Here is a 22,423-nt window from a genome sequence, read left to right on the forward strand (position 1 = left end):
GGAGTCCAATACATGTGGAGTGTGGCCAATCCCACGCCGTTCGCCGCCGATTATCAATGGGGCATGGACAAGAACGGCAACCGGATCTGGATGATCGTCGTCAAGGCGACGTTCGATATCCAGTCCGATGGCCGCTGCCGTCTCGCCGTGAAGAACGAACCCGTGCGGCAGGTGGCGCAGCCCTATGGCGAATTCGGCCAGAGCAGCTTGCAATACGAAACCGACCTGCTGGGCGTCAAGCCGACCACCGACATTCTCGTGATGGGCGACGCCATCGCGCCGCGCGGCCGCGCCGTGACCGCGCTGGAGGTCTCCTTGCGCGCCGCCGCGATTCACAAGCGCCTGCGCGTCACGGGCGACCGCGTCTGGCTGCGGGGCGTGCTCGGGCTCGGCATGTCCAGTCCCGCGCCCTTCGAGCGGATGCCGGTCACCTACGAAAGAGCGTACGGCGGCTGGGACCGGTCGGCGTCGAAGTCCGAGGATCATCGGCTCGACGATCGCAATCATGTCGGCACCGGCTTCGCGGTCCGCGTCGAAAACTGCGACGGCATGCGTCTGCCAAACATTGAATTCGCCGATCAGCTGATCAAGGACTGGAAAGACCGCCCGGCGCCCGCGGGCCTGAATGCCGTCGATTGCGCGTGGTCGCCGCGCCGCCAGCTCGCGGGCACCTATGACGAGCGCTGGCGCCGCGAGCGCTTCCCGCTCTGGGCCGAAGATTTCGATCCGCACTACTACAACTGCGCGCCGATGGACCAGCAGCCGCGGGACTACTTGAGCGGCGGAGAGCGCATCGAGGTCACGGGCATGTCGGAATCCGGGACCGTCGCATTCGATATTCCGAAGATCGGGTTCGGTTTTCGCACGCGCTTCGGCCGCGAGCGCGTCGATCACGAAGGCCGGCTCTGCACCGTGATCGTCGAGCCGAATGTGCCGCGTGTCGTGCTCGCCTGGCAAACGTCGATCGTGTGCAACCGGCGCGCCGACGAGCTCGACGAAACGCTGGTCATCGAGAAAGCGCACGCGTGATGAGGACGCCATCGTGAACGCATCCGTCAAGACGAGCGCATGGACGCACAGCGGCCCCGACGACATTTGCGTCGTGGGGCTCGGGGCGCGCACGGCGGTGGGCGCAAGCGCGCCGGCCAGCGCGGCCGCCGTGCGCGGCGGCGTGTCGGGGGTGTCGCTGCACAAGCAGTTCAAGGATGAAGACGGCGAGCCCGTGACCTTCGCGGCCGATCCCGTGATCGACCCCGACGCGCCCATCGCGCAGCGCATGGCCGAGATGCTGCGAGCCGCCGGGGAAGAAGCGCTCGGCGATGCGGCGGCCGATTCGTCCGCCTGCCCCGACTGCTGTGTCCTCGCGCTGCCGGAGCCGCGCGCGGGCTTGCCGTCGGAAATCGGATCGTTGCTCGCGGCCGAACAGGCACGGCATCTCGGGCTTTCGCCGGATTCGGTGCGCACCATCGCGCGCGGCCATGCCGGCGGGCTGATGGCCATGCAAGCCGCGGCGCGATGGCTCGCGCGAGGCGACGTGCAAAGCGTGCTCGTGCTCGGCGTCGATTCATACCGGGACGCGGGGACGTTGCGCTCGCTGGAAATTCGCCGGCGGCTCAAGTGCAGCCACGTACGCGGCGGATTCACGCCCGGCGAAGCCGCCGGCGCCGTTCTGCTCACGCGACGCTCCGTGGCGGAACGTGCGGACCTCGTGATTTTTTCGCGCATCCGGGCCGTCGCCACCGCCGTCGAGCCGCATCCGCTGCGCGCGACCGAACCGTGCGTCGGCGAAGGGCTGACGGCGGCGATCGCGGCCGCGACGGCGAACCTGCGGCTGCCGGCGGAAGAGATCGCCCTCACCTATTGCGACCTGAACGGCGAACGCTTCCGAAACGAGGAGTTCATGTTCGCGCAACTCCGCACGCAGGAAGCGTTCATCGACGCCAACGACTATGTGTCGCCAGCCGATTGCTGGGGCGATGTCGGCGCGGCCTCCGGGCCGTTGTATGTGGCGCTCGCCGCCGCGACGAGATTACGCGGCTATGCCAGGGGTGACCACGCGATGCTCTGGACCGGCTCCGACGCCGGCTATCGCGCGGCGCTTACGCTGAAACTCGGCTAGAGGAGCGCAAGGAGATGATCAGCGTGGGGGTTAATCCGCCGAATACGCCTGTCACGGAAGGCAGCCTGGATATGTCGCCCGCGGACTTGCCCAACGTCTGCAAGATGCCCGGCCCCCCCGCGCCTTTCGTACCGACGCCGCTTCCCAACCTCGGCCGCTCGGCCGACCGGCTGGACGACGCGACCTCGACCGTGAAAATCGAGGGCAAGAAGGTGGCCATCAAAGGATCGTTTTACATGAGCCAGCCGTCGCCGGACGTGGCGAGCAAGGGCACGGGGGGCGGCATCGTTTCCTCCGCGACCCAGGGCGTCTGCGAGTTCATCTCGCCGGGCTCGATGGATGTGAAATTCGAAGGCAAGAACGTTCAGTTGCTGGGTGACACGATGGGCAACAACGGTGGTTAAGGGACAAACCAACTCCGGGACGGGTAAGACCAAGCAGGCGCCGCTGAAGCCGCCGTGGCTGAAGTGCGGGGAAGTGGGCACTTATTCGAAGCTGAACGAGAAGCGGGCCAGGCGCAAGTTCGAGCGCGACCATGTGCCGTCTCACGCCGCCATGAACAAGGCTGCGCAAAGCTCGTCGAGGATGCGAGACGCCAGCGACGTCGAACGCGCCTGTGTCAAATCGAGGCTCAAGGCGCGGGCGTTGACCATCTCGATCCCCAGGACCCTCCATCGTGGCCACAGCCGCACTTGCGGGAGCCGCAATACGAAGAACCAGATCAAGACCGATTCAAAGGATCTCGACAGCGCAGCCAACAGGGACCTCGGACGCATACAACGCCGGCTGGACAGCACCAATTCACCTTGCGCCGCGGCCTATCGCGCAGCGGCAAAGAAGGTGAGAGCTCAGAATCACAAGAAACTGATCAACGACGTCATCGACGAATGCCTTGCTTAAGCCATCCGATGGGCGGAACATCGCAAGACATCGCTAGACGGACCTGGAACCACGAGAGGGACACATGGACTTCGAAGCTTGGATGGATTTTTTCGGTACGAGCCAGGATGATCTTTCGCTGAACGCGGCGCTGGCGGCCGCTGGTGTCAGGAAGGTGCCGAAGCTTGACGAGGAGAGCACGAGCGTCCAGTTCGCGCTCAAAGGCCACGGACTCGAACTGATCATGACCGACGAAGCCACGTTGAAAGCGCTCGACGATCAGGATGTCGGCGAAGGACCGCTGATCCTGAGCGGCGTTCTCGCCAAGTTCGGCGCGTCCGAGCGCGATCCGTATCGGGGCAGCCTGCCATTTGGCATTGCAGCCGACATGTCCCAGGATTCGCTTCGAAAACTTCTCGGCAAACCCACGGAAACCGAGACAAAGCCCCCTTCCGATGTATGGATCGGAAAGCAGCGCGAGATTTCAGTTCGTTATGCCAAGGATTGTCAATCGCTCACCCGACTTTCTGTCCGGCTGCCCGGCGTCGAGTTCTAGCCGCCGCTTGCGCCAGCCATGTCTCCCCAAGACCTCCTCTCCCTACTCGGTGCGCGCAACACCGATCCCGCGGTCGAATCCGCGCTCGTATACTTTCGCGTGCGCAACCGGCCCGAAGTCGAGATCGACGAAGACGACTCGGACGGTCCCGTCGTCGGGACGCAGTCGTGGGTCAAGAACTCGCGTGCGGGCATCGAATTCGGTTTCGACGACGAAGCCGCCTGGCGCGGGCTCGACGAAACGCAGTTCGGGCAGGGACCGATGGTGCTGACCGAGATCTACCTGTACGGCAGCCACCAGGGCGTGCGCCCTTACCAGGACGCGTTGCCGTTCGGCCTCACGCTCCTCGACGACCGCGCGACCGTCAGGAAGCGCATGGCGTCCTACGAAGCCACGCGCCACTCCTATATTCGCGACACCTGGGACGTGGCCGAAATCCGTATCACGGTGAGCTACACCGACGACGAATCGGCGATCGCCTTCGTGCTGTGCGCGTTGCGCGAGCCGCCCTTGCCGCCCCTCGACTATGCGATCGCGCCGGCGCCCGCCATCGATACGCTGATCGGACTGCTGGCCGCGTCGCTGGACGACCCGGCGGTCGAGAGCGCGCTCGATCCGCTTGGACTGCAGGATCGCATCGATCGGATCGAGGAAACCGGCGAAGCGGACTTGCTCACTCCCTACGGACTGCTGGTGAACTTCGCGATGCCTCCGAAGAAGCGCAAGCAATGGCGGCAAGACGCGCTGCTCGCGGGCATGACCTTCCATCAGGAGCGCGAGCTGGACGCGCGGCGATGGCCCGGTGACATGCCCTACGGCGTGACCTTCGACGATTCGCCCGAAACCGTCGCCGACAAGCTGGCACGCGCGCCAGACGCGCAGGAAGACGAGGATTTCAGCGGCTATGCGGTCTGGAACGAGCCGTCCCTCACGTTTCACGTCCTGTACAGCACGATGGACAACCGCGTCATGCGGGTCAGCATGTTTGCGCCCGGCCTCTGGAAAGAGCCCGTCGAAGACGACGACGCATGAGCGCGTCGCGAACGCCCCGAAGCGCAGGAGCTGCCGAATGACCGAGATCGAGGAAAGCCGTCCCGTCAACATCGACGTCGTGTCTCAGCACGTCGACGACGCGGCGTCTCTGCGCGCGATGCGCAGCGTGCTCGTGCGCGCGCCGCACGTAAAGCTCAAGGACCTCGCCCGCGCCGATGAACGGCTTGCCGCGCACCTCGACGGCCTGTCGATCGCGGGCGAAATCGGCGCGTCGCTCAGCCGCGCGGCGCTCGGCGCGGCGGGCGTCGGCGCATTGTTCGTCGCCTGCATCGTCGCGATCGAGTGTCGCGACGGCGCACTGCTCCGTCAATTGCTGTCGCTGCTGGAGCGCGTGCCCGCGGCCGCCCGCGCGCTGTCGTCGGCCTTCGGATGGGTGTCCGCGTCACGGTTGCGAGGCGTGGTGGCGCATCTGCTCGCGAGCGAGTCGCCGCAGATCCGCTGGCTCGGGCTCGCCGCGTGCGCGCAGCATCGCGTCGATCCGGGCGCGCCGCTCGCGCAGGCGCTCGATCACGAGGACGCGCGGCTGCGCACGCGAGCCTTGCGCGCGGCGGGCGAACTCGGCCGCATCGACCTGCTCGGCAACTGTCTCGCACATCTCGGCGACGACGTTCCGGCCGCGGCCTTCGCCGCCGCTCGCTCGTCGGTGCTGCTGGGCGATCGGGGAAAGGCGCTTGCCGTTTTGCGCGAATGCTCGCTGGAGGCGGCGTCATGCCGGCTCGACGCGCTCATCGTCGCGCTCTTCGCCGCCGATGTACCGGCTGCGCGAGGCCTCGTCGAAGCATTAGCCGACAACGGCGCGGATGCCCGCACGAAGATTCGGGCGGCAGGCTGGTCCGGCGACATCCAGGCCGTCCCGTGGCTCCTCAGGCAGATGGAAAATCCGGCGCGGGCGCGTCTCGCGGGCGAGGCCTTCAGCTTCATCACCGGCGTGGATCTGGCGTGGCTCGATCTTCACCGTGACGCACCAGACGATTTCGATGCGCCCGGCCCCAACGACGATCCCGCCGATGACAACGTGGCGCTCGACGAGGACGACGATCTGCGCTGGCCGGACGTGGCCAAGGTGAGCGGATGGTGGAAAGAGAACCAGAGCCGGTTTGCCTGCGGCACGCGGGTTTTCGTGGGCGAAGCGCCTGCCGCGGCGCAATGCGTCCAAGTGCTGAGAAAGAACACGCAACGCCAGCGCATCGCGGCGGCGCTCTATCTGTGTACGCTGCAACCCGGCACGGTGATGTTCAATTGCGCGGCGCCGTCGAAACGGCAGGCGCGGCTGCTGGCGCACATGGCGCCCTGATGACGCAACGGCCGCACCACTGCCATACAGCGGTGCGGCCGAAAACGCGACGCAATTCGAATCAACGCACTTCCGTACTGCGCACGTCCCAGCCGCACTTCACGCCGCCGCCGAGCGCGCCCGTGTCGTCCTGCGGCTTGTATTCGAATCGGCGGACATCCGCGCGGAACGACGAACGCCACGTCGCCACGACCGCGCCGCCCGTCGCCCGCTTCATTTCGCGGAATATCTCGGGCTCGGGGATGCAACGGCGAATCAGCAGCACGACGAGCGCGGGGACAACGCCGACCCAGAACGCCGAGCGCCATGCGATGGACGCAGGCAGACACGAGCAGCAGGCCCGTGATGACGGCCGCGAGCGCCCAGCCCACGGAGAAGCCACTTTGCACGAGCCCGAGCGCCTTGCCCCGATGCGCGAGGTTGATTCCTTCCGCCATCAACGCCGCGCCGACAACCCCCTCCGCACCGAAGCCGAGTCCCTGTAACGCGCGCACGATCAGCGACTGATGATAGGCGTTGGTGAATCCCGCGATGATGATGCTGAACGCCGTGGACCAGATGATGGGACCCGTCAGCACGCGCGCGCGGCCGTGACGATCGCTCAGGATGCCCGAAGTCCACCCGCCGAGCGCGGCCGCAAGCAGAGACGACGTTGCGATCAGCCTTGCTTCGGCCTTCGAGAAATGCCACGCTGCCATCAGCGCGGGCAACAGAAACGACAGCACCTGATTGTCGAAGCTATCGATAGCTTATCGGCTGCCCGGTGCGTGTTGGTCGCTTGAATTCAGCGAGCCAGCGCTGCAGGCGATGCTCGACCACGCGCAGTATTCGCGGCTAAGCAAGGAGTCCGTCGGGCAACTGTTCGTGCGGAACCTGAAGCGCGACGCGCACCTGATCGAAGCGGCCACCATCCTGACCCCGACACGTGACGCTTCCGCCAGAGTCACGTTTAGCACGGCTCGGGCAATGGATAAGCGTGAATCGTTCTACTCTAAACGGCTTCACTGCATCGGTCTGTGGCATACACATCCGGAGCCGTCGCCTGTCCCCTCCGCCGATGACTGCGCGCTCGCCCGCGAACATGCTCTTGCCGCGCGCCCGCATTTGGGAGGCATCGTATTCGTGATCGTCGGCACCGCCCCCCGCCTGAAGGTCTTCGCGTCTGGGTTGACGACGGAAGTGCCCTGCGTGAGGCTACCGGCAATGGCGAGTAGTGCTCAGACCTATGACAGGTATCGAGGCGTCTAATCTTGTTCGCGGCGTGACGAACCGGCGATGGCGCAGCGTGCCGCCGGTCGGGCGCCGCGTCTCAGACGTGAAAGAGGTGATCGTGGGCGAGATGCCGGAAGCCTGGCGCCGCGCGCGACGGGTTCCAGGCAAAACGTACTACGCCAGTCTCGACGAAGCGGTGCGGGCCTGTCGCGAACGGAGGCGCGCATGACGGCGATGTGCGTGCTCGCGAGCGGTCTCGTCACTCCACTTGGCTGCAACGCGCAGGCGACGCTGGCGGCGCGGTGCGCGCGGGCGTGAGCGCGGTGCGCGCGCTGCCGTGGCAGGACCCGCAGACGGCCGATCCGCTTAAAGGCGCGCGCGTATCGATGCCGCACAGGTGGTTCGGCGTCGGCATGCTCGCCGACATGATCACGCCAGCCATCAGTGAGTGTCTCGCCGCCGCTGGCGACGAACGCCCGGACGGCGATGCCGCTCTTTCTCGGCGCGTCCGCGCCGTCGCAGCGTGGCCGCCCCGAACGGCTGAGCTAGAAGTTGCTCGACTAGGTGCACGCCCGACTCGGGATCGCCGCGAATCGGCACTCCGCGCTGATCGCGCGCGATCAGGCCTCGTGCGCCGACGGACTGATTGCTGCGCGCGAGCTGTTGCGCACCGGGCAGGCTCGTTATGCCATCGTCGCGGGCGTGGACAGTTCTCCGCATCCACGGATGTTGAAGCACTACATCGATCAGCGGCGTCTCATGAACAGCGGCAACTCCAACGGGTTTTTTCCGTCCGAGGCGGGCTGCGCCATGTTGCTCGCGCTCGACGACCCCAGCGGCCGGGCCGCGCGGCGATCCTCGGCATCGGCTGCGCGATCAAGCCCATTGAGAGCACCGAGCCGTTCCGGCCGCGGGGGATGACCCGGGCGGTGCGGCAGGCGCTGGATTCCGCCGGGCTGACCATGCGCGAAGTCGCCGTGCGGCTGTCCGATCTCTCGGGCAAGCACTACAAGTTCAAGGAAGCGACTTTTGCCGCCGGACGCTTGAACAGGGTCGCGCGCGATGCGTCGCTCGAACTGTGGCATCCGATCGAATATCTGAGCGAAATCGGCGCGGCGATCCTGCCATGCCTGCCCGCGCCGGCGCTGCACGCGAGACAACACAGTTATGGGGTCGGGCGTGTTTCGCAGTGCCATGTCGGTAGCGATGCGGGCGAGCGCGCCGCCATCGTGCTGCGCTACGAAGGATGTGTCGAAGAGGACGAGCTATGATCAATGTCTACGCCAATGTCCGCTAGGTCTCGGCGTCCAAGGACTCGAACCAGACCTTGAGCGCGATGTCCGATGTGTGCCTGTCGTCGCCCTCGCCGCCGGCGGGGCCGATTCCCGTGCCCTATCCGAACTTCTCGAAAGCTTCGGATACCGACGAAGGCGCGCGCACCGTGCAGACCGACGGCGCGGAAGTCGGCATCAAGGACAAGTCGACCTACAAGACCAGCAAGAGCGACGAGGCCGCGACGAAAAGCCCGAGCTTGGGCGTAGTGACTCGCCACATCGGGAACACGATGTATTTCTTTCGCATGAGTCCCTCAGGCCCACGGGCTCGCGATGAACTTCAACGCCCCTTTGAACTCGATGCCTGAGCCGCCCTCGACCGCGATGCGAGCGACGAGCGGCGACAGCGTTCCGGGATGCGCAGGTTGCAGTATCAATGGTGTCTTCGTGGAAGTGTCGCAGGTGGCCGTCTGCTCGCTCTCCCACCAGTACGACGCAGTCCAGGGCACATGACTCGTATCGAGTTCGACGATTACCGCATCAGCGTAAATGCTGCTACCTTCGAAACGATCCACATTGGCATCGCGTCCGCTGATCTGGAAGTCCGGCGTGCGTACGACCAGTTGCACGCGATACGCCACAGTGGGGTTCTTCGGATCGCGCTTTCCCCAGTTCGCCATGAAAATCGTGGAAAGCGCCTTCTCGAGCGGCGGTGTCTGGCCTCGCCGCGCCCGCAGGTCGCTATGCTCGAACACGGACGACGAGTCTTCTTCCGCGATCCGGCGCGTTAGGAACCAGCGCTTGTTACGCAGGGAGATGATCACATCGACCGGATACTTCGCATCGAGCGTGCCCGCCGCATCGGCATTGGCAAGAGCGCCGGCCGGCATGACGACATCTTCGATTTCGAGCCAGACATCGACCCGATAGTCACCGAAGAGGAACCGCTGAAGATTCTGATAGCCCTCCTCGCTGTTGACTATGCCGAAGTAGCCCGAGTGGCTGCGATATACGAACGCCTTGGCGCAGGGCGTATCGACCTGAGTTCCGTTCTCGTCGACCGTAAAACCCTTCAGATCGGCATTCTGGATTCGGACCAGCCCGTCGCTTCCCTTTCCGACGAAGGTGCGCGACAGGCCCATGCCTACCTCGTAGTCGAGACGGTTCGTACCGATCAGCGTGAAGATATTCGCGGGATCGAGCGCGGTGGCGGGACAGCGGGCAACGTCGTCGGTCTGCGTCTGATAGGTCGGCACCAGAGACAGGTACGTGCCCATGTTGGCGCGGTTGAACGTGTCGATCTGATGTCTCGTGAAGAAGCTCGGCACATTGAAGCCGCCGAAATCGATGCCGTTATGCGGCGTCGCGTAGGTGAAGAGTTTCTTAACGGTAGTTCTGACCTTCATTGGATCGCATTGCGGGTTCTGCAGGAAAGTCCGCGCGACGAGTCCGCCCATGGAATGCGCGACGAGAAGGCAGCGGAAGTCTTTAGCGCTCGCGTAAGCTCCATTTGTCTTCAGGACGAGATCACGCAAGCGTGCGATGAGTTCGCTCAGTTTCCTCGCGAACTCATCGATGGGTGGCACGACGCCGGTGCCGAGAAGTGTCGAAGCGGGATCGTAGTAATGAAATATCACGATCGAGCGGCGCGGCATCGCTTCGTCGAATGTCGGGCTCGACAGATCCATTCCTTCGCTGACCGCGTTCACGTAGTCATGATCCGCAACGAGCCGCACCACGGGCGACTCGAATACGAAGCGCGCAGCTTCCGTCACGCCGGGCCGCGCCCGATAGACCGTCGATCCCGAATTGAAGCCGCAAAACGGATCCGCTGTGGTTTCGTCGATGTCCGACTTGTTCATCGCAAAGCCGCGGATGTAGATGATCGGGTGATACGAATCGGGATTTGCCGTGGGCATGGGCGCTCCTTGGTTATCGTGGCCGCGTAATATCGAGGCGCAGCTATGTCCGACCACTCGTCCTATCGGACTTCCTCAATTGTTCGACGCGTATGACGCGAGCCTTGCGCCCGATTTGAACAGTCGTTGCATCAGGGCTCTCCTCCCGGGCACACCGCACCGGCTAAGGCTTCAGTTGCCGAAGAATCTGATCAACCAATACGCGCCAGTCACTGGCGAAATTCAATGCTTCCGATGCGATGGCAAAGCGCGTCGCCAACTCGCCATCCTTCCAGATCCCTCCCGCATAAAAGGCGATCAACAGCGCCGCGGTCACTCTGGTCCGATCCTCGGCAGAATCCTGATGCGCAGTGTTGATGTTCGCCATATCCTTCACGAGCCTCTGCTGCGCCTTGGTGAGTTTCGGAGTCCATTTCGATCTGGGCATTGCCGCTTTCTGCAATAGGGCCCAGCGTGCCACCTGAGCGTAGTTTCCGTGGATGTTCGAAAGCGCTGCCTTCTTGAGGTGGTTCAACAGTGCAGCTCTCGTCTCGATGGTCCGATCATGTGACTGTATGAGGCCCCAGGCCCAGATCGCCGCGTGAGACACGGCGTACGATTCGTGTTTCAAAAGCGCTTCGATTCTATTCAGGGGCAGGCTTTGCGCGAAGACGCGCTTGCGTGCGGGATCACTCTCGTACCACTCGATCGACAACACGCCCGCGCAGATCAAAAGCCCTATGGCGAGGCTGCGTTCGGCCTGATCCGCGCCGAGAAGATCCGCAATCTCCTTTGCGCCCTCTTCTCCTTTCCAGTGATCCATAGGCTTGCGATACACGGCGATCGACATGCATGTATCGATGGCATGCGCAATCAACGACTCGCGCTTCCAGTGGCTGCCCTGATACTGCGTCCATGCGGCGTCGAGCAGCCGCTCGCCATAATCGCCACGAGCGAGCGCCTGCCAGTCATAGTCCGAGCGGCAGCCGCGCGCAAAGAACACGATGAGTCCCAACGCCGCGTCGATGGTGTGGTCCAATGCAGTCGCACCGTCGATCAGGCATTGCGTCAGAAGCTCGACTGGAGCAGGCATGCGCGCCGGAGAAGCGAGCCATGCCGACTTACCTTCGAAATCCTCGTCACGCGAAGCCCGGCGTTGTAGAGCCTGACCGACGCTGACCAGCGCACCGATGAGCGGTTCGGCTTTACGATCAGCGAGCACTGCAGCCATTGCAATGACGTCGCGCCAGGCATCCTCGCTCAGGTAGTGCGCCAGAACCGTAAAGAGGTCCGCGTCCGGCGCATACTCGGAAAGACAGCGATTCGCGGCCGCCTCGGCGGCGAAGAAGCTTTGGAACGTCTCGTGCGGAAACTGGTATTCGATCGTCTCCCCCGCCTCGTATTCGATCTGCTCGCGCAGCAGGCTCGTGCGCGAAACGACCTTTCTTATGAACTCGGTGGAATTCGGCTCCGTCGGAAAGCGGGCTTGCTGCAACGCTCCGCGAGCTCCGTCCAGGAGCTCGACGAGTTGCGCCTCGGTACCGCCCAGACGGCGTGTCTTCATCAGGTCGAAGGCGAGACAAGTGAGCTGGGGCATCACTTCCTTACGGTCGAGCGACGGCCGTTGAGGCGCGCCGCCCTCGAGAAGAACGCGTACCGCGCGATCGTAAAGGCCTACTCGATTGCTGCCGATGTCGGGCTTGTCTGGCTGCCAGACAAGCAGCAGCATCGTCAGCAGCAAGGGGGTTTCGGCGAGCCTTCGTAACGAGATGTTCTCCCGGATCGTAAGGGCAAGTTGGCTTGCGTCTTGTGCTATCTCTTCTTCCGTTCCGCCCTGACGACGCCGCCAGCGAGCACACAATTTGCCGATTGCCTCGTCGCTCAGCGTGGCGAGCTGGAAGGGTTTGAAATAGCGGAAGCCCAGTGCAACCTCATCGTACTGCGCCTGCCGCGTCGTGACGACGATACGCACGCTCGCATGGTCGCGTACGAAATCATCGAGTTGCTCGGCGAATAACTGACGATCTTCCTTGCCGTTGAGAAGATCGAGCGCATCGAAGAGAAGAAGCAGTCTGCCGTCGTCGAAATGTCTCGAGATGGCGTCGAATAGTCCGCGCATTGTTCTGGCTTCGAGATTGTCCAGGAAGTGACGCAACACGTCGACAAGCGAGCCGTTCCTGCTCGGCGTCAACCCTCTCAGCGGCACCAGTACGGGAATTCGATCCTCCTCGGGCGTCCGCTCTTCGACGATGAGCTGGCGTGACGGATCGGCGTAATCCACGGCGAGCCGCTTCAACACCATCGATTTACCGGAGCCCGGAAGCCCGACAAGAATGAGCCGCTGACATGCCTCGAGCGCTTGTCCGAGTCCGATTGCAATCCGATTCTTTTCGTCCGACTCGGCGGGATAATCGACGACATCGGGCGGGACATAGATATCTTTCACATCCGACCGGAAGCGCGACCGCCGCGCAAAGGCCTGCCCCTCGAACCCTTCGAAGTTCCAGGTCTGATACTGATGAACCACATAAGTGCGATAGCGTTCGAGCAACGATTCATCCTGCGGTTGCAACTGTGCTCGTCGTGGCGGTTCGGGCGGCGGGATTGGCACACTGGCTTGATCCAATGACAAGTCACTGAAAAGCGAAAGTAGAAAGCGAGCGAGTTCGTCGCTATCATGCCTCTCGCCAAATCCGACCGGATGCACGAAGCCGTGCCACGCTTCATCACCTCGATAAACGTCCACGTCAGAGTTCTTCACCAGCGCGTAATGCATCGTCGCCGCATCGCCGAGGCCTCTGCTCCAGTGAATCAGTTCGGTAAAGTTCGGATCCGAAAACGTTCCGGCCGTTCCGACGAACAACAGTAGTCTATTGAATGCGAGAATCTTTTGAACATCCTTGCGGAAGGTGTCGACCTCGATACGCGTGTAGTTCGTAATATCGAAAACCACCGAGTCCGCTTCGTGGTAGTGCCCATGCAGATGCAGCACGCCTTGGCTGGAGCCGGTGCGACGCAGCCAGTCGCCGATCCTCCGTGGGGGCTGCCCCGAAAAGGTGATGCTGGACAGGCCCGTGATGTGCTCGAGCAGATTGTCATAGTTGAGCGTGCAGAGAGGAATTCCCGCGCGTTGAATCGTCCGGACGGCTTCTTTGAGTGGCTCATCCTCGGGAGTCAGTTCGTCGAACAGCGTGCGAAGCCAGGCCCGAAAAAGGACTCCGTCTCTTCGTTTCAGAAGTCTTTGAACTGTCGTCGCCACCTCAAGGTGCGCGCCCGGGGCATCGAGGTTTCGCAGTAGCCGCTCTATTTCCTGCAGGGCGGCAACTTTATGATCGCGGCAATATTCGATACCGTTCTGAATCAATGCCTTCCACAGCAAGGCCTTCTGGGGTGCCCGGCGGGTCAGTCCGACGGACAAACCCGCACCCGTGACGATGACGAGTTCTCCATTCTGCGCGGCCATTCTGATCGCTCTGATCGCACGTTGCCTGTCGGGATCTTCTTCCCGCTCCGGCTCGCCGACATGTCCCATTTCCGCCTCCGAATACTTCTTCGCTATCGGGCCGCCCGATCATGCGAATCACGAGCGAAGTCAACGATCAACACGACGCGCATCTCGTCGGTCTCGTTCCATGCTTCATGCACGCAGTGATCGTCGAATACGAGGCATCGCCCTTCCTCCCAGCCCTGTTCCTGATCGCCGACGCGAAGACGACAATTTCCGACGGGAATACTGAGCCCCAGATGACATCGAAGCATCAGGCCTTCGTAACCGGAATGCGCGGCGATATGGCTATGCGGTCCAAGTGCGGAGAAACCGGCGCCGAGCCTCGCCGGCACGCATGATTCGAGCAGCGCGACCGTGCGCGCGCACAGCGTGGCAGCGGGTTCGATACGCGTACCCTCGTGAACATCGAAGAGTCCACATACCCGCCATGTACCCGAATAGATCGATGTCTCATGCCACGCCCGGGCATAGTGGGCGACACCGAGGAACTCGTCACGCACCATGCGCCAGTTGCGCTCCAGCGCGTGCGTGAACGTGAACGCGGACGGGTCCATGAACATGCGCGTGTCCTCAGTGGCGAAACGGCGCCGCCCGCGTGCGCGTACTGCGGGCACCGAGCAGGCGGGCGGCAGCATCCAGCACGATATCCGCGCGTACCACGCCCGCGGCCCGTGAGAGCCAGATCGTTTCATTACGCGTGAAACGGCAACCCCACATCGAGGGCGACGTGGAACGAAAAGCGGCGACCGTCGGCACGCGCGCGAGATCGGCTACATGCAGCATGCACGAGTCGCATCCGATGAATAGATCGCTCCGTGCCACTGCGTCCGCCGCGGATTCGAATGCGTGCCCCCCGAGCAGCGACGCGCCCGCGCCAGCCGACAAACGCCGCCATCTCTGCCTGTTCGAGCAGACCAGCGACACGTCGACATTCGGCAGTCTGACGCGAAGCGCGCGTACCACGAAAGCCGCGTTTGCCCGGTTCCAATCCTTCGCGCGCGCGGTTTCGATATGCATGGTGACGAACAATCGACCTTGCCGTGGCTCGGTGATGCGTCGCGCCGAATGGAAAACCGGCGCTCCGGCATACGCGCCGATGTCCGAACAGCGCGTGAGGCACTCAGCCGCCTTGAAATAAGCATCGAATGCGTTCAGTCCACGCACGTCGAGCGTAACGTCGAAAGGCGCGAAGAAACCCACCGATCGCGATCCGCTCAGGTCCGCGAGCAACTCGTTGGTCGATGACGAATGCCAGCTGTTCAGACACACGAAGGTCTCACAGGCGGGCAGCGCCCGAGCGAGAGCGGCCGCATCGAACCGGCGCGTGCCGCTCTCACGGTTCATGCGCACGTGTACACGCCCTTTGAATTCGATGTCGCGATAGAGTGCGTTCGTGATTCGCGTGTCGGATGCGAGGATCACGTCGCCGCGATACCCGATCGACAAAGCACGCAAGGTCGGCCACATCATCAATGCGTCGCCGATGCCATTCGCCGCGAACACGGCCACCGTCATGCCTGCCTCCGCAACCGCAGGGAAGCATCGCCGTCATCCGGCTCCTGGCGGAATCGGAGTCGGTCCCAGTCGAACTCGCCGAACCAGACGATGGACCAGTCATCCGCCGTCGTGCCGAGCGTGCTGCCCTCGTGCATGATGTTCTCTGTCGGCGCCATATAGGCTTCGCCCGGACGCACCTCGACGCGATAGATCGGCGTCCGCGGAAATAGCTCGAAAAATCGCCAGACGAGCTCGCGCTGGTCCCATTCGAGCCGCTCGGCGTCTTCCTGCCCGGACGACGCGAGAATCAGACTCGCCATTTCCGCGGCTTCGTGCGGCATGAAAATGAAGTAACGCGACTCGGTTCCGACATTCGCGGAGATGCGATTGCGCCCACGCATTCTTTGCGATGAAGGCAGATTGTCGAAGTTATCGATGTGCAATCCCACCAGAGAGTCGATCTCCCGATCGATCGTCGCGCATGAGGCGTCCGGCGTGTTGCGCGCGACACCGAAGAATATGGGCCGGGTCGAAGTCCGAGGGCATTCCGGCGCATCGTAAATTTGGCGGAGTACATCCAGCCTGTGTTCCTCGCGCGAACACTGCTCGACATCCTTGGGGCCGCCTTCGAAATACCATTCGAGAAAGCTCAGGATCGGCGCATGCGCGTATTCAGGAATGGACATGAGCCCGATGCAGTTGCCTCTAACGCGGCGCGCCCCGCCGCGAATGAATTTGCCGAGCGTCTCCTGATCGATCGGCTTCCAGTCATCGCGCGGCATCAGGACCGGATAGTCCGCCTTGTCGCTAAGGCGCTCGACACGGACACCTTCACAGACGGACAACCGCTCTGCAAGTTGTTCGACGAGATCATCGGAAGCACGCAGATGGATCATGTTGGCGCTTCCTCAATCGGTCAGCACGTAATCATTCCACCAGCCATGCCGGCTCGCGCGTTCGATGAGATCGGGATCGCTTTCGATCGCCTCCACGACGACATCGAATACCGCCTTGCGGGCATAGTCGCAAAAGTCCGTACGCGCGCAGTCGAAGGTTCCATGTTCCGCCAACTTGTTCGAGGGCGCGCCGCCGCCACATACGCCGAAGTACTCGCACTCCTGCGCGCAACGCTCCACGCCCGCTTCGATCTCCGCGGCGACGCGCCTGTATCGCGCCTGAGTCTCCAGCGTCGAGAAAGGGACGTCTCGCGCATTGCCAAACTGCAGCCGGCCGTATGGTTCGCAAGTCTGGTCGAGAAGCTCCGGAGAGAACGTCGAGAAATTGCCGAAATGGTCGAACGACACGATATGGAACGGCGTGGCCTCGCTGCTGATCTGCTCGAAGTCCGCGCGATAGACGGAACGCAGTGCGTGGTTGAACTCGCGGAACGCGACGCGGCCGTCGTCGCATGAACGCTTCAGCAGATCACGGAGAAAATCTTTATAGGCGTCGAAATCGGATCGTGATCTGATGTACGAGATCAGATTGACGCCCTCGATCTCTTCGACGTTCAGGCCGACTACCGGAATGCGCATATCGACGAACGCATCGTAGAAAGCGTGCGAATGCGCCAGCGTGTGCGACGAAACCACCGATATCGCAGACACGGAAATGCCGTGCGCGAGAAAGCGGTTAAGTCCAGCATTCGCAGCGTCGAACGTTCCCGCGCCCTTGCGCGTAACCCGATTGCGGTCGTGAATGAACTTGGGACCGTCGATGCTGATTCCGACGTTGAGCCGGTGACGGACGAACACCTCGCAGTGAGCATCGGTGGCAAGCGTGCCATTGGTTTGAATCGAGTGATGGACGCGGCATCCCGATGCTTCGAGCTTCGAGAACTCGTCGAACGCTTCCGCGAAGAAAGCCGCGGGAAGGACGAGCGGCTCACCGGCATGCCAGCAAACCGTCACCTTGTCACCCAGCAGTCCGCTCTCGTCGAGCCAGTCTCGAATGGCGCGAACGGTGTCGATACTCATCGGCTCATGGACGTCCCGATCCACGAGATAGCAATATCGGCAGTCGATGTTGCAAAAGGAGGTCGGCTGGATGACCACCAAGCTCGTTTGCAAGGCACTCCGACTCACTTGCGCACCTCGATAACATTTTTTCGGCTATGCAGTGGCGATTCGCGATGGCTGCGCATCGTCGATAGCGAGTTCCGCTGGCGGGCTCGCAAGAGCCGCCGTTCGATACGGTTCAGTTAGGACCGTTGCGCCAGGGCGGGCCCTTGGTCCATTGTGTCCAGGCGGGCCACGCGACGCTGCTGATGCGGGATTGCTCCATCGACATGTCGCGCTGCTGCGCGATAACCTTGTCGTGAAGTTGTTTGAGGCGATCGCGGAACGTGTTCGAATTATTCATACGATACCTCTGTGTATTAATGAACAACTACGCAACGCTGAGTGTATGAAATGGACCGTCAAATGCAAGGTGAATGTGTTGAACCCGTTATCTTCGATACTCTCCAAATGAATCTCGGAAACAAATTCTTCACGATTCGAACGTGGGTTCGCGGCGAGCCGCTTCCCGGCTTCGTTTCCGGCGACGCAACCGCTGCGTGGATCGACGGCGCGAGCGTCGCGGCGTACCACGGCGAAGAAATCGAGCCTCGCATGTTCGCGCGCATCGAGATTGCCGACCGCCACTCCGTCGACGGCATCGCCGCCGCGCTGACTATATGGAGCAATCCTGAATTCGACGTCTCGGAGAATCTGTGGACTGAGATGCGCGACGCCATCGACGCGTATGCCGCGGGGCGACGCGCAAGCGTCATCGTCATGCACGCGTCCGAAGCGTCGACCAAAGGACGCATGTTCACGACCGGTTTTTCTCCGACGCATGAGTATGCACACTACGAGCTGAACGTCGCGTCGCTCAGGGAGCGGGTTCGGCAAGCGAACGAGAGGTTGAGTCAGCGAAGCGCCATCAGCGAAGTGCATTTTTCGATGCATGATCTCGCCAATGTCGATCACCGGCGCGTGATCGAAATCATTGCCGCGCATGATCTCGTGTCCGGCGCGGAAATGCGTCAGTTCGAGCGGCAAAGGTCGCTGAACCCACCGTACGATTTGCATTGCTCAACGGTCGTGTTGGCCGAACAGGAAATTGCCGGCGTGCTGCTGACGCGCATTCAAGGCGAGTGGGCCGACGAAAGTCTTCGCGCCGTCGCGCCGGCTTTCATGCGATGGTCCGGGCGCATCAACGCATTGATGCTTCATCGCACACTCGATGGCCTGGTTGCGCGCGGCGTATCACGTATTCGCCTCGTTCTGAACGCACGGCAGGCAATCGAGACCGGCAATCTCGCCGAGCGGTGCGACGGACGACGAATCGACGTCACCACGCGATACGAACGGGGGCTCTGAACGCGCGGCGGCTTTGCGAGCATTATTAAACGTCATATGATTCACCGCTTCACTGCAAGCGATTGCCCACCATTCAGTTCCTGCCTGATCTCCCAACGAGGTTTCATTTTTCGGACCTCTATTTCGTCCTTTGTCGGGAAGGCGAATCGTCGCCTGTCGAGCTACAGCCTGCTTCGAAGTAACAAGAGGCACGCGCATTCGAAAAATCGTCCCGAACGCAGGTGCGATCTTTCGGCTCGTCAACATGGCCGATATCAGCTTGACCTGTGACTTGAATTCCAGATTCCCTGAACTAGATTAAAGATCCTGAGCCGCCTGATTCGCTATCCGAATTGAGTAGTCGGGCTTTGTGCACTACGAAAATCATCCGGTCAAAATTTCGAGGGCGAGAACCATGGACGGCGATCAAACGACTCTGAGCGGCGCGGTCGCGCTTGCCGACGCGATCGAAGATCTGCGTGCCGAACTTATGGATGCGCTCGCCCGCGGCAAGAACAGCGATCTGCGCTTCCGGCTCAAGCCGATCGAGCTCGAAATGACAATCGGCATCACCAAAAAAGGTGAAGGTAAAGGAGGCGTCAAGTTTTGGGTGGTCGAACTTGGCGCGTCCGGATCCTATGAAAACGCGGCAACGCATCGACTGAAGCTCGTCCTAGAACCCGTCATGGGCCCCGACAATGCCGAAGCGATGATTAGCGATTCCACCGAGCAGAACCCTTTGAAAAATGGGTGAGCGGACATGTCCATTCTGCCGTTCAACCGCGTCACCGAGATCTTCAGCGCGCCCACCGGGCCGTACGGAAGCGGCCTCCTGCTGGGCGACGGGTACATCCTCACCGCACGCCATGTGCTCGTGTCAGAGAAGAATTCACGGTCCATTCTAAAGGCGAAGATTTTTGTGCGCACGGTGGAGATGCGCAACAACAAGATTCAGATGGCCGCCGCCGAACCCGAATGGCCCAGCCGGAAGGAACTCGCCGAGTTCGACCCCGCGCGCGATTGCGATCTGGCGCTGATACGCATTCGAGCCGAGTCGATCAGCGCCAGCAGCTCGCGCCTGTGGCAGCGGCCGTTGATGCGTCTGCTCGGCCGGGGGGTGGAATCCGATGGCGATCCCCGGTCCGTCACGCGCGTCAGTGCAGTCGGGTTTCCGGTGTTCCGCGATGCCGGCGAGCGAGGACGCGACACGAAGCAACTCACCGGAATCTGTCAGACCGGCGATTATCTGACGAGCGATGTTATCGGCATTCAGGAAGCGCGGCTCGACAGGCTTCACGAAGACCCTCGCCTCGCAGCGGCGCTGGACTGGTCCGGCATGTCTGGCTCCGCGGTGTTCATCGACGAGGAGGAAACGGAGGACAGCGTTCCTGAATTGATCGGCTTGCTGACTATATCCGGTCTCAAATGGCCCTACGAGTTCAAGGCAATGCGCCTGGATCCGCTGCTGCGCGATCTGCAAACCAAGGCACTCCTGATGCGCGCGGTGTCTCGCGACAGCAATCGCGCGCAGCGTGATATCGCGACAGCACTCGGTGATGGCGACGCCGTTGCGCAGGGCGCGGTGCTCGAGCCGCCCGCGATCCTCGACCGAGTCTGCCTGCTCGACCGCAGCAGACAGGAAGCCGATGTCATTCGCCGCTACGCTGATGCGAAACGCGGGCTCGCCAATGTTCCGTCGGAACCGGCTCGGCCCAAGCCGTTGGTGCTCGTTCTGCCGGGCGCGGACCGTCCCGAGCACGCGCCCGATTTGCTGGTCGAGCGGCTGCGCAAGCACACAATGAAGAAGATCAGCTGGCCTGGCGACACTGTGGCTGCCTCGAACATCGTCTGGGCCTCTCCGGCGGATTCAGTGGAGGAAGCGACGCGTTACATGCGCGGGCAGCTCTGGAATGCGATGCAGCAGCCTTGGGACGAAGAACCGCAGAGCGAAGATGAGTTCGTCAAACGGTGTATCGAGTTATGGTCAGACGACACGCGCCCGCGCCTGTTCTGGTCCTCCGATCTAACGCAGTCCGATCTCGGCCGGCATAGTGCCGCGCTGCTCGAGAACTGGGCGCAATTCTGGTTGCGACTCGTCCCGCGCGATGATCGCGTGCCCGTTCACCTGTTGTTCGTCAAGGGCGATCAGAAAAAGGCGTCCGCATGGATCAAGCAAGCCACGAAGGGGGCTGACTGCGGTTGCATTCATGCGCTGTCGGAGCTCTCCGAATGCGCCATTTCCGACCTGGAAAACTGGCTGTCGACATTGCGTGACACCTTGCCGCGCGAGCAGCACAACTACATCACCTCACTCGCAACACATCTGCACGACGAGTTCAGAAGTCCGTTCTTCCTGCGCGATGTCCGCAACATGGTGCTGAAGCTCGCCAAGGAGATTCGCTATGTCTGAAGCACTCGTCGGCCCCCTGCACGAACCGCTCTTTACCGGCAGCAGCGAACGCAAGCCGGAACCTACTCTGCCCGAGCCGCTGGAGCCGAGGCTACGCGAGAACGGTCACTATGTCCCGGACACCGCACTCATTTACGCGGTGGACGTTGCGTTGATGCTGGGTCAGCCGCTGCTTCTGACCGGTGAGCCGGGCACCGGCAAGACCACGCTGGCCGCGGCGCTTGCGCACGAACGCTTCGACGACCGCTTTCTGGAGATGCAGGTCAAGTCCGATTCGACCCGCGAAGACTTGCTCTATCACATCGATCAGGTCGGCATCTTCCGGGACTCGCAAGCGGGACGCACACGCCGCAAGCTGCTCGAATATCTCACGTTCCGCCCGCTTGGCGAGGCGATTTTGCGAGCGTGTCCGGCGGACGTCGAACTCATCAGCCGCAGCGGCGCGGCCTTGCGCGGCGACGAGCAGATTCTCGAAGAAATCTTCGGGCCGCTCGACGGGAGAGTGCCGACTGTGGCTGACCTGCTGCCTTCGCATCGCGGCAAGAACTCGGAGCGCGTCGTCGTGTTGATCGACGAAATCGACAAGGCGCCTCGCGACACGCCCAACGATCTGCTTGAGGAATTCGACCGCATGTCATTCGCGATTCCGGAATTCAACCTGAGCGTGAAGCTGCCCAGAAACGCACCGCGTCCGGTCGTGATCGTCACGAGCAACAGTGAGAAGAGCCTGCCGGAGGCATTCCTGCGTCGTTGTGCGTATCACCACATCGCATTTCCCGGCGACCGCGAACTGCGAGCGATCATCGCGAGTCGCCTCAGTCCCAAACGGATCGACGACGAATCGCTTGGCCAATTGCTCAAGCTGTTCGCCGATCTGCGTACGAACATGCAGCGACGCCCGGGCACGGCCGAGCTGCTGCAATGGCTGAGCATGATCGAGCATTTGCAGCCGAGGGAGTCGTTCGTCTCGCAGGAAACGCTCGAGCATTTGATTCCGGTGCTGGCGAAGAATGAAGTCGACAGTCTCGCCGCAAGGCGGACCATCACGGACTGGATCAGGGAGCGCAAAGTTGGACGGCCCGATTGAATCGTCCGCCTCGCTATCCGAGCGAATCGCCAACGCGGACGCAGGCGAACTAATCCGCTTTCTGCGCGCCAGCGAGTTTCGCATCGGCGTCGCGGAAGCCTTACGCGTCGCAGACCTGCTGAGCCTGCTCGCCGAAAGCGGTCGCACGCCGCAAAGTCTTGAGGAAGTCGCGCGCTGGTTCGGACCCATTCTGTGCACGACGCCACGTCATCAGGCGATTCTCGAGGAGCGCCTGAGGGTGTTCTTTGAACAGCCTCAGGTGACGATGCCATCGCCGAAACAGCCCGCTGCG

Annotated in this window: 23 protein-coding genes; 15 read left to right on the top strand and 8 right to left on the bottom strand. The window is 62.3% G+C overall.

Features of this window, described 5'->3' with window-relative positions; translation table 11 throughout:
• The first annotated feature begins 12 nt into the window (after positions 1 to 12).
• From PQR08_RS30110 to PQR08_RS30140, 7 genes are all read left to right on the top strand, one after another.
• Positions 13 to 1,029 (top strand): DUF2169 family type VI secretion system accessory protein, encoded by a 1,017-nt coding sequence (locus tag PQR08_RS30110; RefSeq protein ID WP_250484784.1) that lies wholly within the window; start codon positions 13 to 15, stop codon positions 1,027 to 1,029.
• 13 nt (positions 1,030 to 1,042) lie between these two features.
• Complete coding sequence (locus PQR08_RS30115) at positions 1,043 to 2,119, top strand: hypothetical protein (protein ID WP_250484785.1); 1,077 nt, start codon at positions 1,043 to 1,045, stop codon at positions 2,117 to 2,119.
• A 14-nt stretch (positions 2,120 to 2,133) separates the two neighbouring features.
• Complete coding sequence (locus tag PQR08_RS30120; protein WP_238217833.1) at positions 2,134 to 2,523, top strand: PAAR-like domain-containing protein; 390 nt, start codon at positions 2,134 to 2,136, stop codon at positions 2,521 to 2,523.
• Positions 2,516 to 3,019, top strand: coding sequence for a hypothetical protein (locus PQR08_RS30125; RefSeq protein ID WP_238217836.1), 504 nt, complete (start codon positions 2,516 to 2,518; stop codon positions 3,017 to 3,019). The genes PQR08_RS30120 and PQR08_RS30125 overlap by 8 nt, the downstream gene beginning before the upstream one ends.
• Before the next feature lie 64 nt (positions 3,020 to 3,083).
• Entirely contained in the window at positions 3,084 to 3,554 is a 471-nt protein-coding gene (locus tag PQR08_RS30130) for a hypothetical protein (protein ID WP_250484786.1), read from the top strand.
• 18 nt (positions 3,555 to 3,572) lie between these two features.
• Positions 3,573 to 4,586: a hypothetical protein gene (locus tag PQR08_RS30135; protein ID WP_238217840.1), complete on the top strand. Its 1,014-nt coding sequence runs from the start codon at positions 3,573 to 3,575 to the stop codon at positions 4,584 to 4,586.
• Positions 4,587 to 4,623: 37 nt separating this feature from the next.
• Complete coding sequence (locus tag PQR08_RS30140) at positions 4,624 to 5,901, top strand: TIGR02270 family protein (protein WP_250484787.1); 1,278 nt, start codon at positions 4,624 to 4,626, stop codon at positions 5,899 to 5,901.
• Here the strand turns inward: PQR08_RS30140 and PQR08_RS30145 are convergent.
• Positions 5,808 to 6,611: an MFS transporter gene (locus tag PQR08_RS30145; RefSeq protein WP_250484788.1), complete on the bottom strand. Its 804-nt coding sequence runs from the start codon at positions 6,609 to 6,611 to the stop codon at positions 5,808 to 5,810. The two genes, PQR08_RS30140 and PQR08_RS30145, sit on opposite strands and share 94 nt — an antisense overlap.
• 19 nt (positions 6,612 to 6,630) lie before the next feature.
• Between PQR08_RS30145 and PQR08_RS30150 the strand changes: the two genes are divergently transcribed.
• The 4 genes from PQR08_RS30150 (at position 6,631) to PQR08_RS30165 (ending at position 8,755) form a co-directional block, all read left to right on the top strand.
• Complete coding sequence (locus tag PQR08_RS30150) at positions 6,631 to 7,149, top strand: Mov34/MPN/PAD-1 family protein (RefSeq protein ID WP_250484789.1); 519 nt, start codon at positions 6,631 to 6,633, stop codon at positions 7,147 to 7,149.
• Positions 7,150 to 7,677: 528 nt separating this feature from the next.
• Positions 7,678 to 8,034, top strand: a complete 357-nt coding sequence (locus PQR08_RS30155; protein ID WP_250484790.1) for a hypothetical protein — start codon at positions 7,678 to 7,680, stop codon at positions 8,032 to 8,034.
• Positions 8,031 to 8,384 carry a hypothetical protein gene (locus PQR08_RS30160; protein ID WP_250484791.1) on the top strand — a complete coding sequence of 118 codons (354 nt, stop codon included), beginning with the start codon at positions 8,031 to 8,033 and terminating at the stop codon, positions 8,382 to 8,384. The genes PQR08_RS30155 and PQR08_RS30160 overlap by 4 nt, the downstream gene beginning before the upstream one ends.
• A 65-nt stretch (positions 8,385 to 8,449) precedes the next feature.
• Positions 8,450 to 8,755: a PAAR-like domain-containing protein gene (locus PQR08_RS30165; protein ID WP_250484824.1), complete on the top strand. Its 306-nt coding sequence runs from the start codon at positions 8,450 to 8,452 to the stop codon at positions 8,753 to 8,755.
• On the opposite strand, the gene PQR08_RS30170 is transcribed toward PQR08_RS30165, so the two are convergent.
• From PQR08_RS30170 to PQR08_RS30200, 7 genes are all read right to left on the bottom strand, one after another.
• The gene (locus PQR08_RS30170; protein ID WP_250484792.1) at positions 8,702 to 10,306 is read right to left on the bottom strand and encodes an esterase/lipase family protein; all 1,605 of its coding nucleotides are present in this window, start codon (positions 10,304 to 10,306) and stop codon (positions 8,702 to 8,704) included. The genes PQR08_RS30165 and PQR08_RS30170 overlap by 54 nt on opposite strands.
• Positions 10,307 to 10,469: 163 nt before the next feature.
• Positions 10,470 to 13,817, bottom strand: a complete 3,348-nt coding sequence (locus PQR08_RS30175) for an SIR2 family protein (protein WP_250484793.1) — start codon at positions 13,815 to 13,817, stop codon at positions 10,470 to 10,472.
• 23 nt (positions 13,818 to 13,840) lie between these two features.
• Positions 13,841 to 14,353, bottom strand: coding sequence for an aspartyl/asparaginyl beta-hydroxylase domain-containing protein (locus tag PQR08_RS30180; protein WP_250484794.1), 513 nt, complete (start codon positions 14,351 to 14,353; stop codon positions 13,841 to 13,843).
• A gap of 10 nt (positions 14,354 to 14,363) precedes the next feature.
• Positions 14,364 to 15,308 (bottom strand): glycosyltransferase family 9 protein, encoded by a 945-nt coding sequence (locus tag PQR08_RS30185; RefSeq protein WP_250484795.1) that lies wholly within the window; start codon positions 15,306 to 15,308, stop codon positions 14,364 to 14,366.
• Entirely contained in the window at positions 15,305 to 16,186 is an 882-nt protein-coding gene (locus PQR08_RS30190; protein WP_238217856.1) for a hypothetical protein, read from the bottom strand. Before PQR08_RS30190 ends, PQR08_RS30185 begins: the two co-directional genes overlap by 4 nt.
• Positions 16,187 to 16,198: 12 nt before the next feature.
• On the bottom strand, positions 16,199 to 17,374 hold the full coding sequence (gene grrM, locus PQR08_RS30195; protein WP_313761186.1) for a cyclophane-forming radical SAM/SPASM peptide maturase GrrM/OscB: 1,176 nt from the start codon (positions 17,372 to 17,374) through the stop codon (positions 16,199 to 16,201).
• Between the two features lie 112 nt (positions 17,375 to 17,486).
• The gene (locus tag PQR08_RS30200; RefSeq protein WP_238217857.1) at positions 17,487 to 17,651 is read right to left on the bottom strand and encodes a hypothetical protein; all 165 of its coding nucleotides are present in this window, start codon (positions 17,649 to 17,651) and stop codon (positions 17,487 to 17,489) included.
• A 107-nt stretch (positions 17,652 to 17,758) separates the two neighbouring features.
• On the opposite strand from PQR08_RS30200, the gene PQR08_RS30205 reads away from it, so the two are divergent.
• The 4 genes from PQR08_RS30205 (at position 17,759) to PQR08_RS30220 (ending at position 22,131) form a co-directional block, all read left to right on the top strand.
• Entirely contained in the window at positions 17,759 to 18,655 is an 897-nt protein-coding gene (locus PQR08_RS30205) for a hypothetical protein (RefSeq protein ID WP_238217858.1), read from the top strand.
• A 394-nt stretch (positions 18,656 to 19,049) separates the two neighbouring features.
• Complete coding sequence (locus PQR08_RS30210) at positions 19,050 to 19,388, top strand: trypco2 family protein (RefSeq protein WP_238217859.1); 339 nt, start codon at positions 19,050 to 19,052, stop codon at positions 19,386 to 19,388.
• A 6-nt stretch (positions 19,389 to 19,394) separates the two neighbouring features.
• Entirely contained in the window at positions 19,395 to 21,044 is a 1,650-nt protein-coding gene (locus tag PQR08_RS30215; RefSeq protein WP_250484796.1) for a S1 family peptidase, read from the top strand.
• Entirely contained in the window at positions 21,037 to 22,131 is a 1,095-nt protein-coding gene (locus PQR08_RS30220) for an AAA family ATPase (RefSeq protein ID WP_238217861.1), read from the top strand. Before PQR08_RS30215 ends, PQR08_RS30220 begins: the two co-directional genes overlap by 8 nt.
• The last annotated feature ends 292 nt before the right edge of the window (positions 22,132 to 22,423 follow it).

It is taken from the genome of Caballeronia jiangsuensis (assembly GCF_046030135.1).
Lineage (GTDB): Bacteria > Pseudomonadota > Gammaproteobacteria > Burkholderiales > Burkholderiaceae > Caballeronia > Caballeronia jiangsuensis.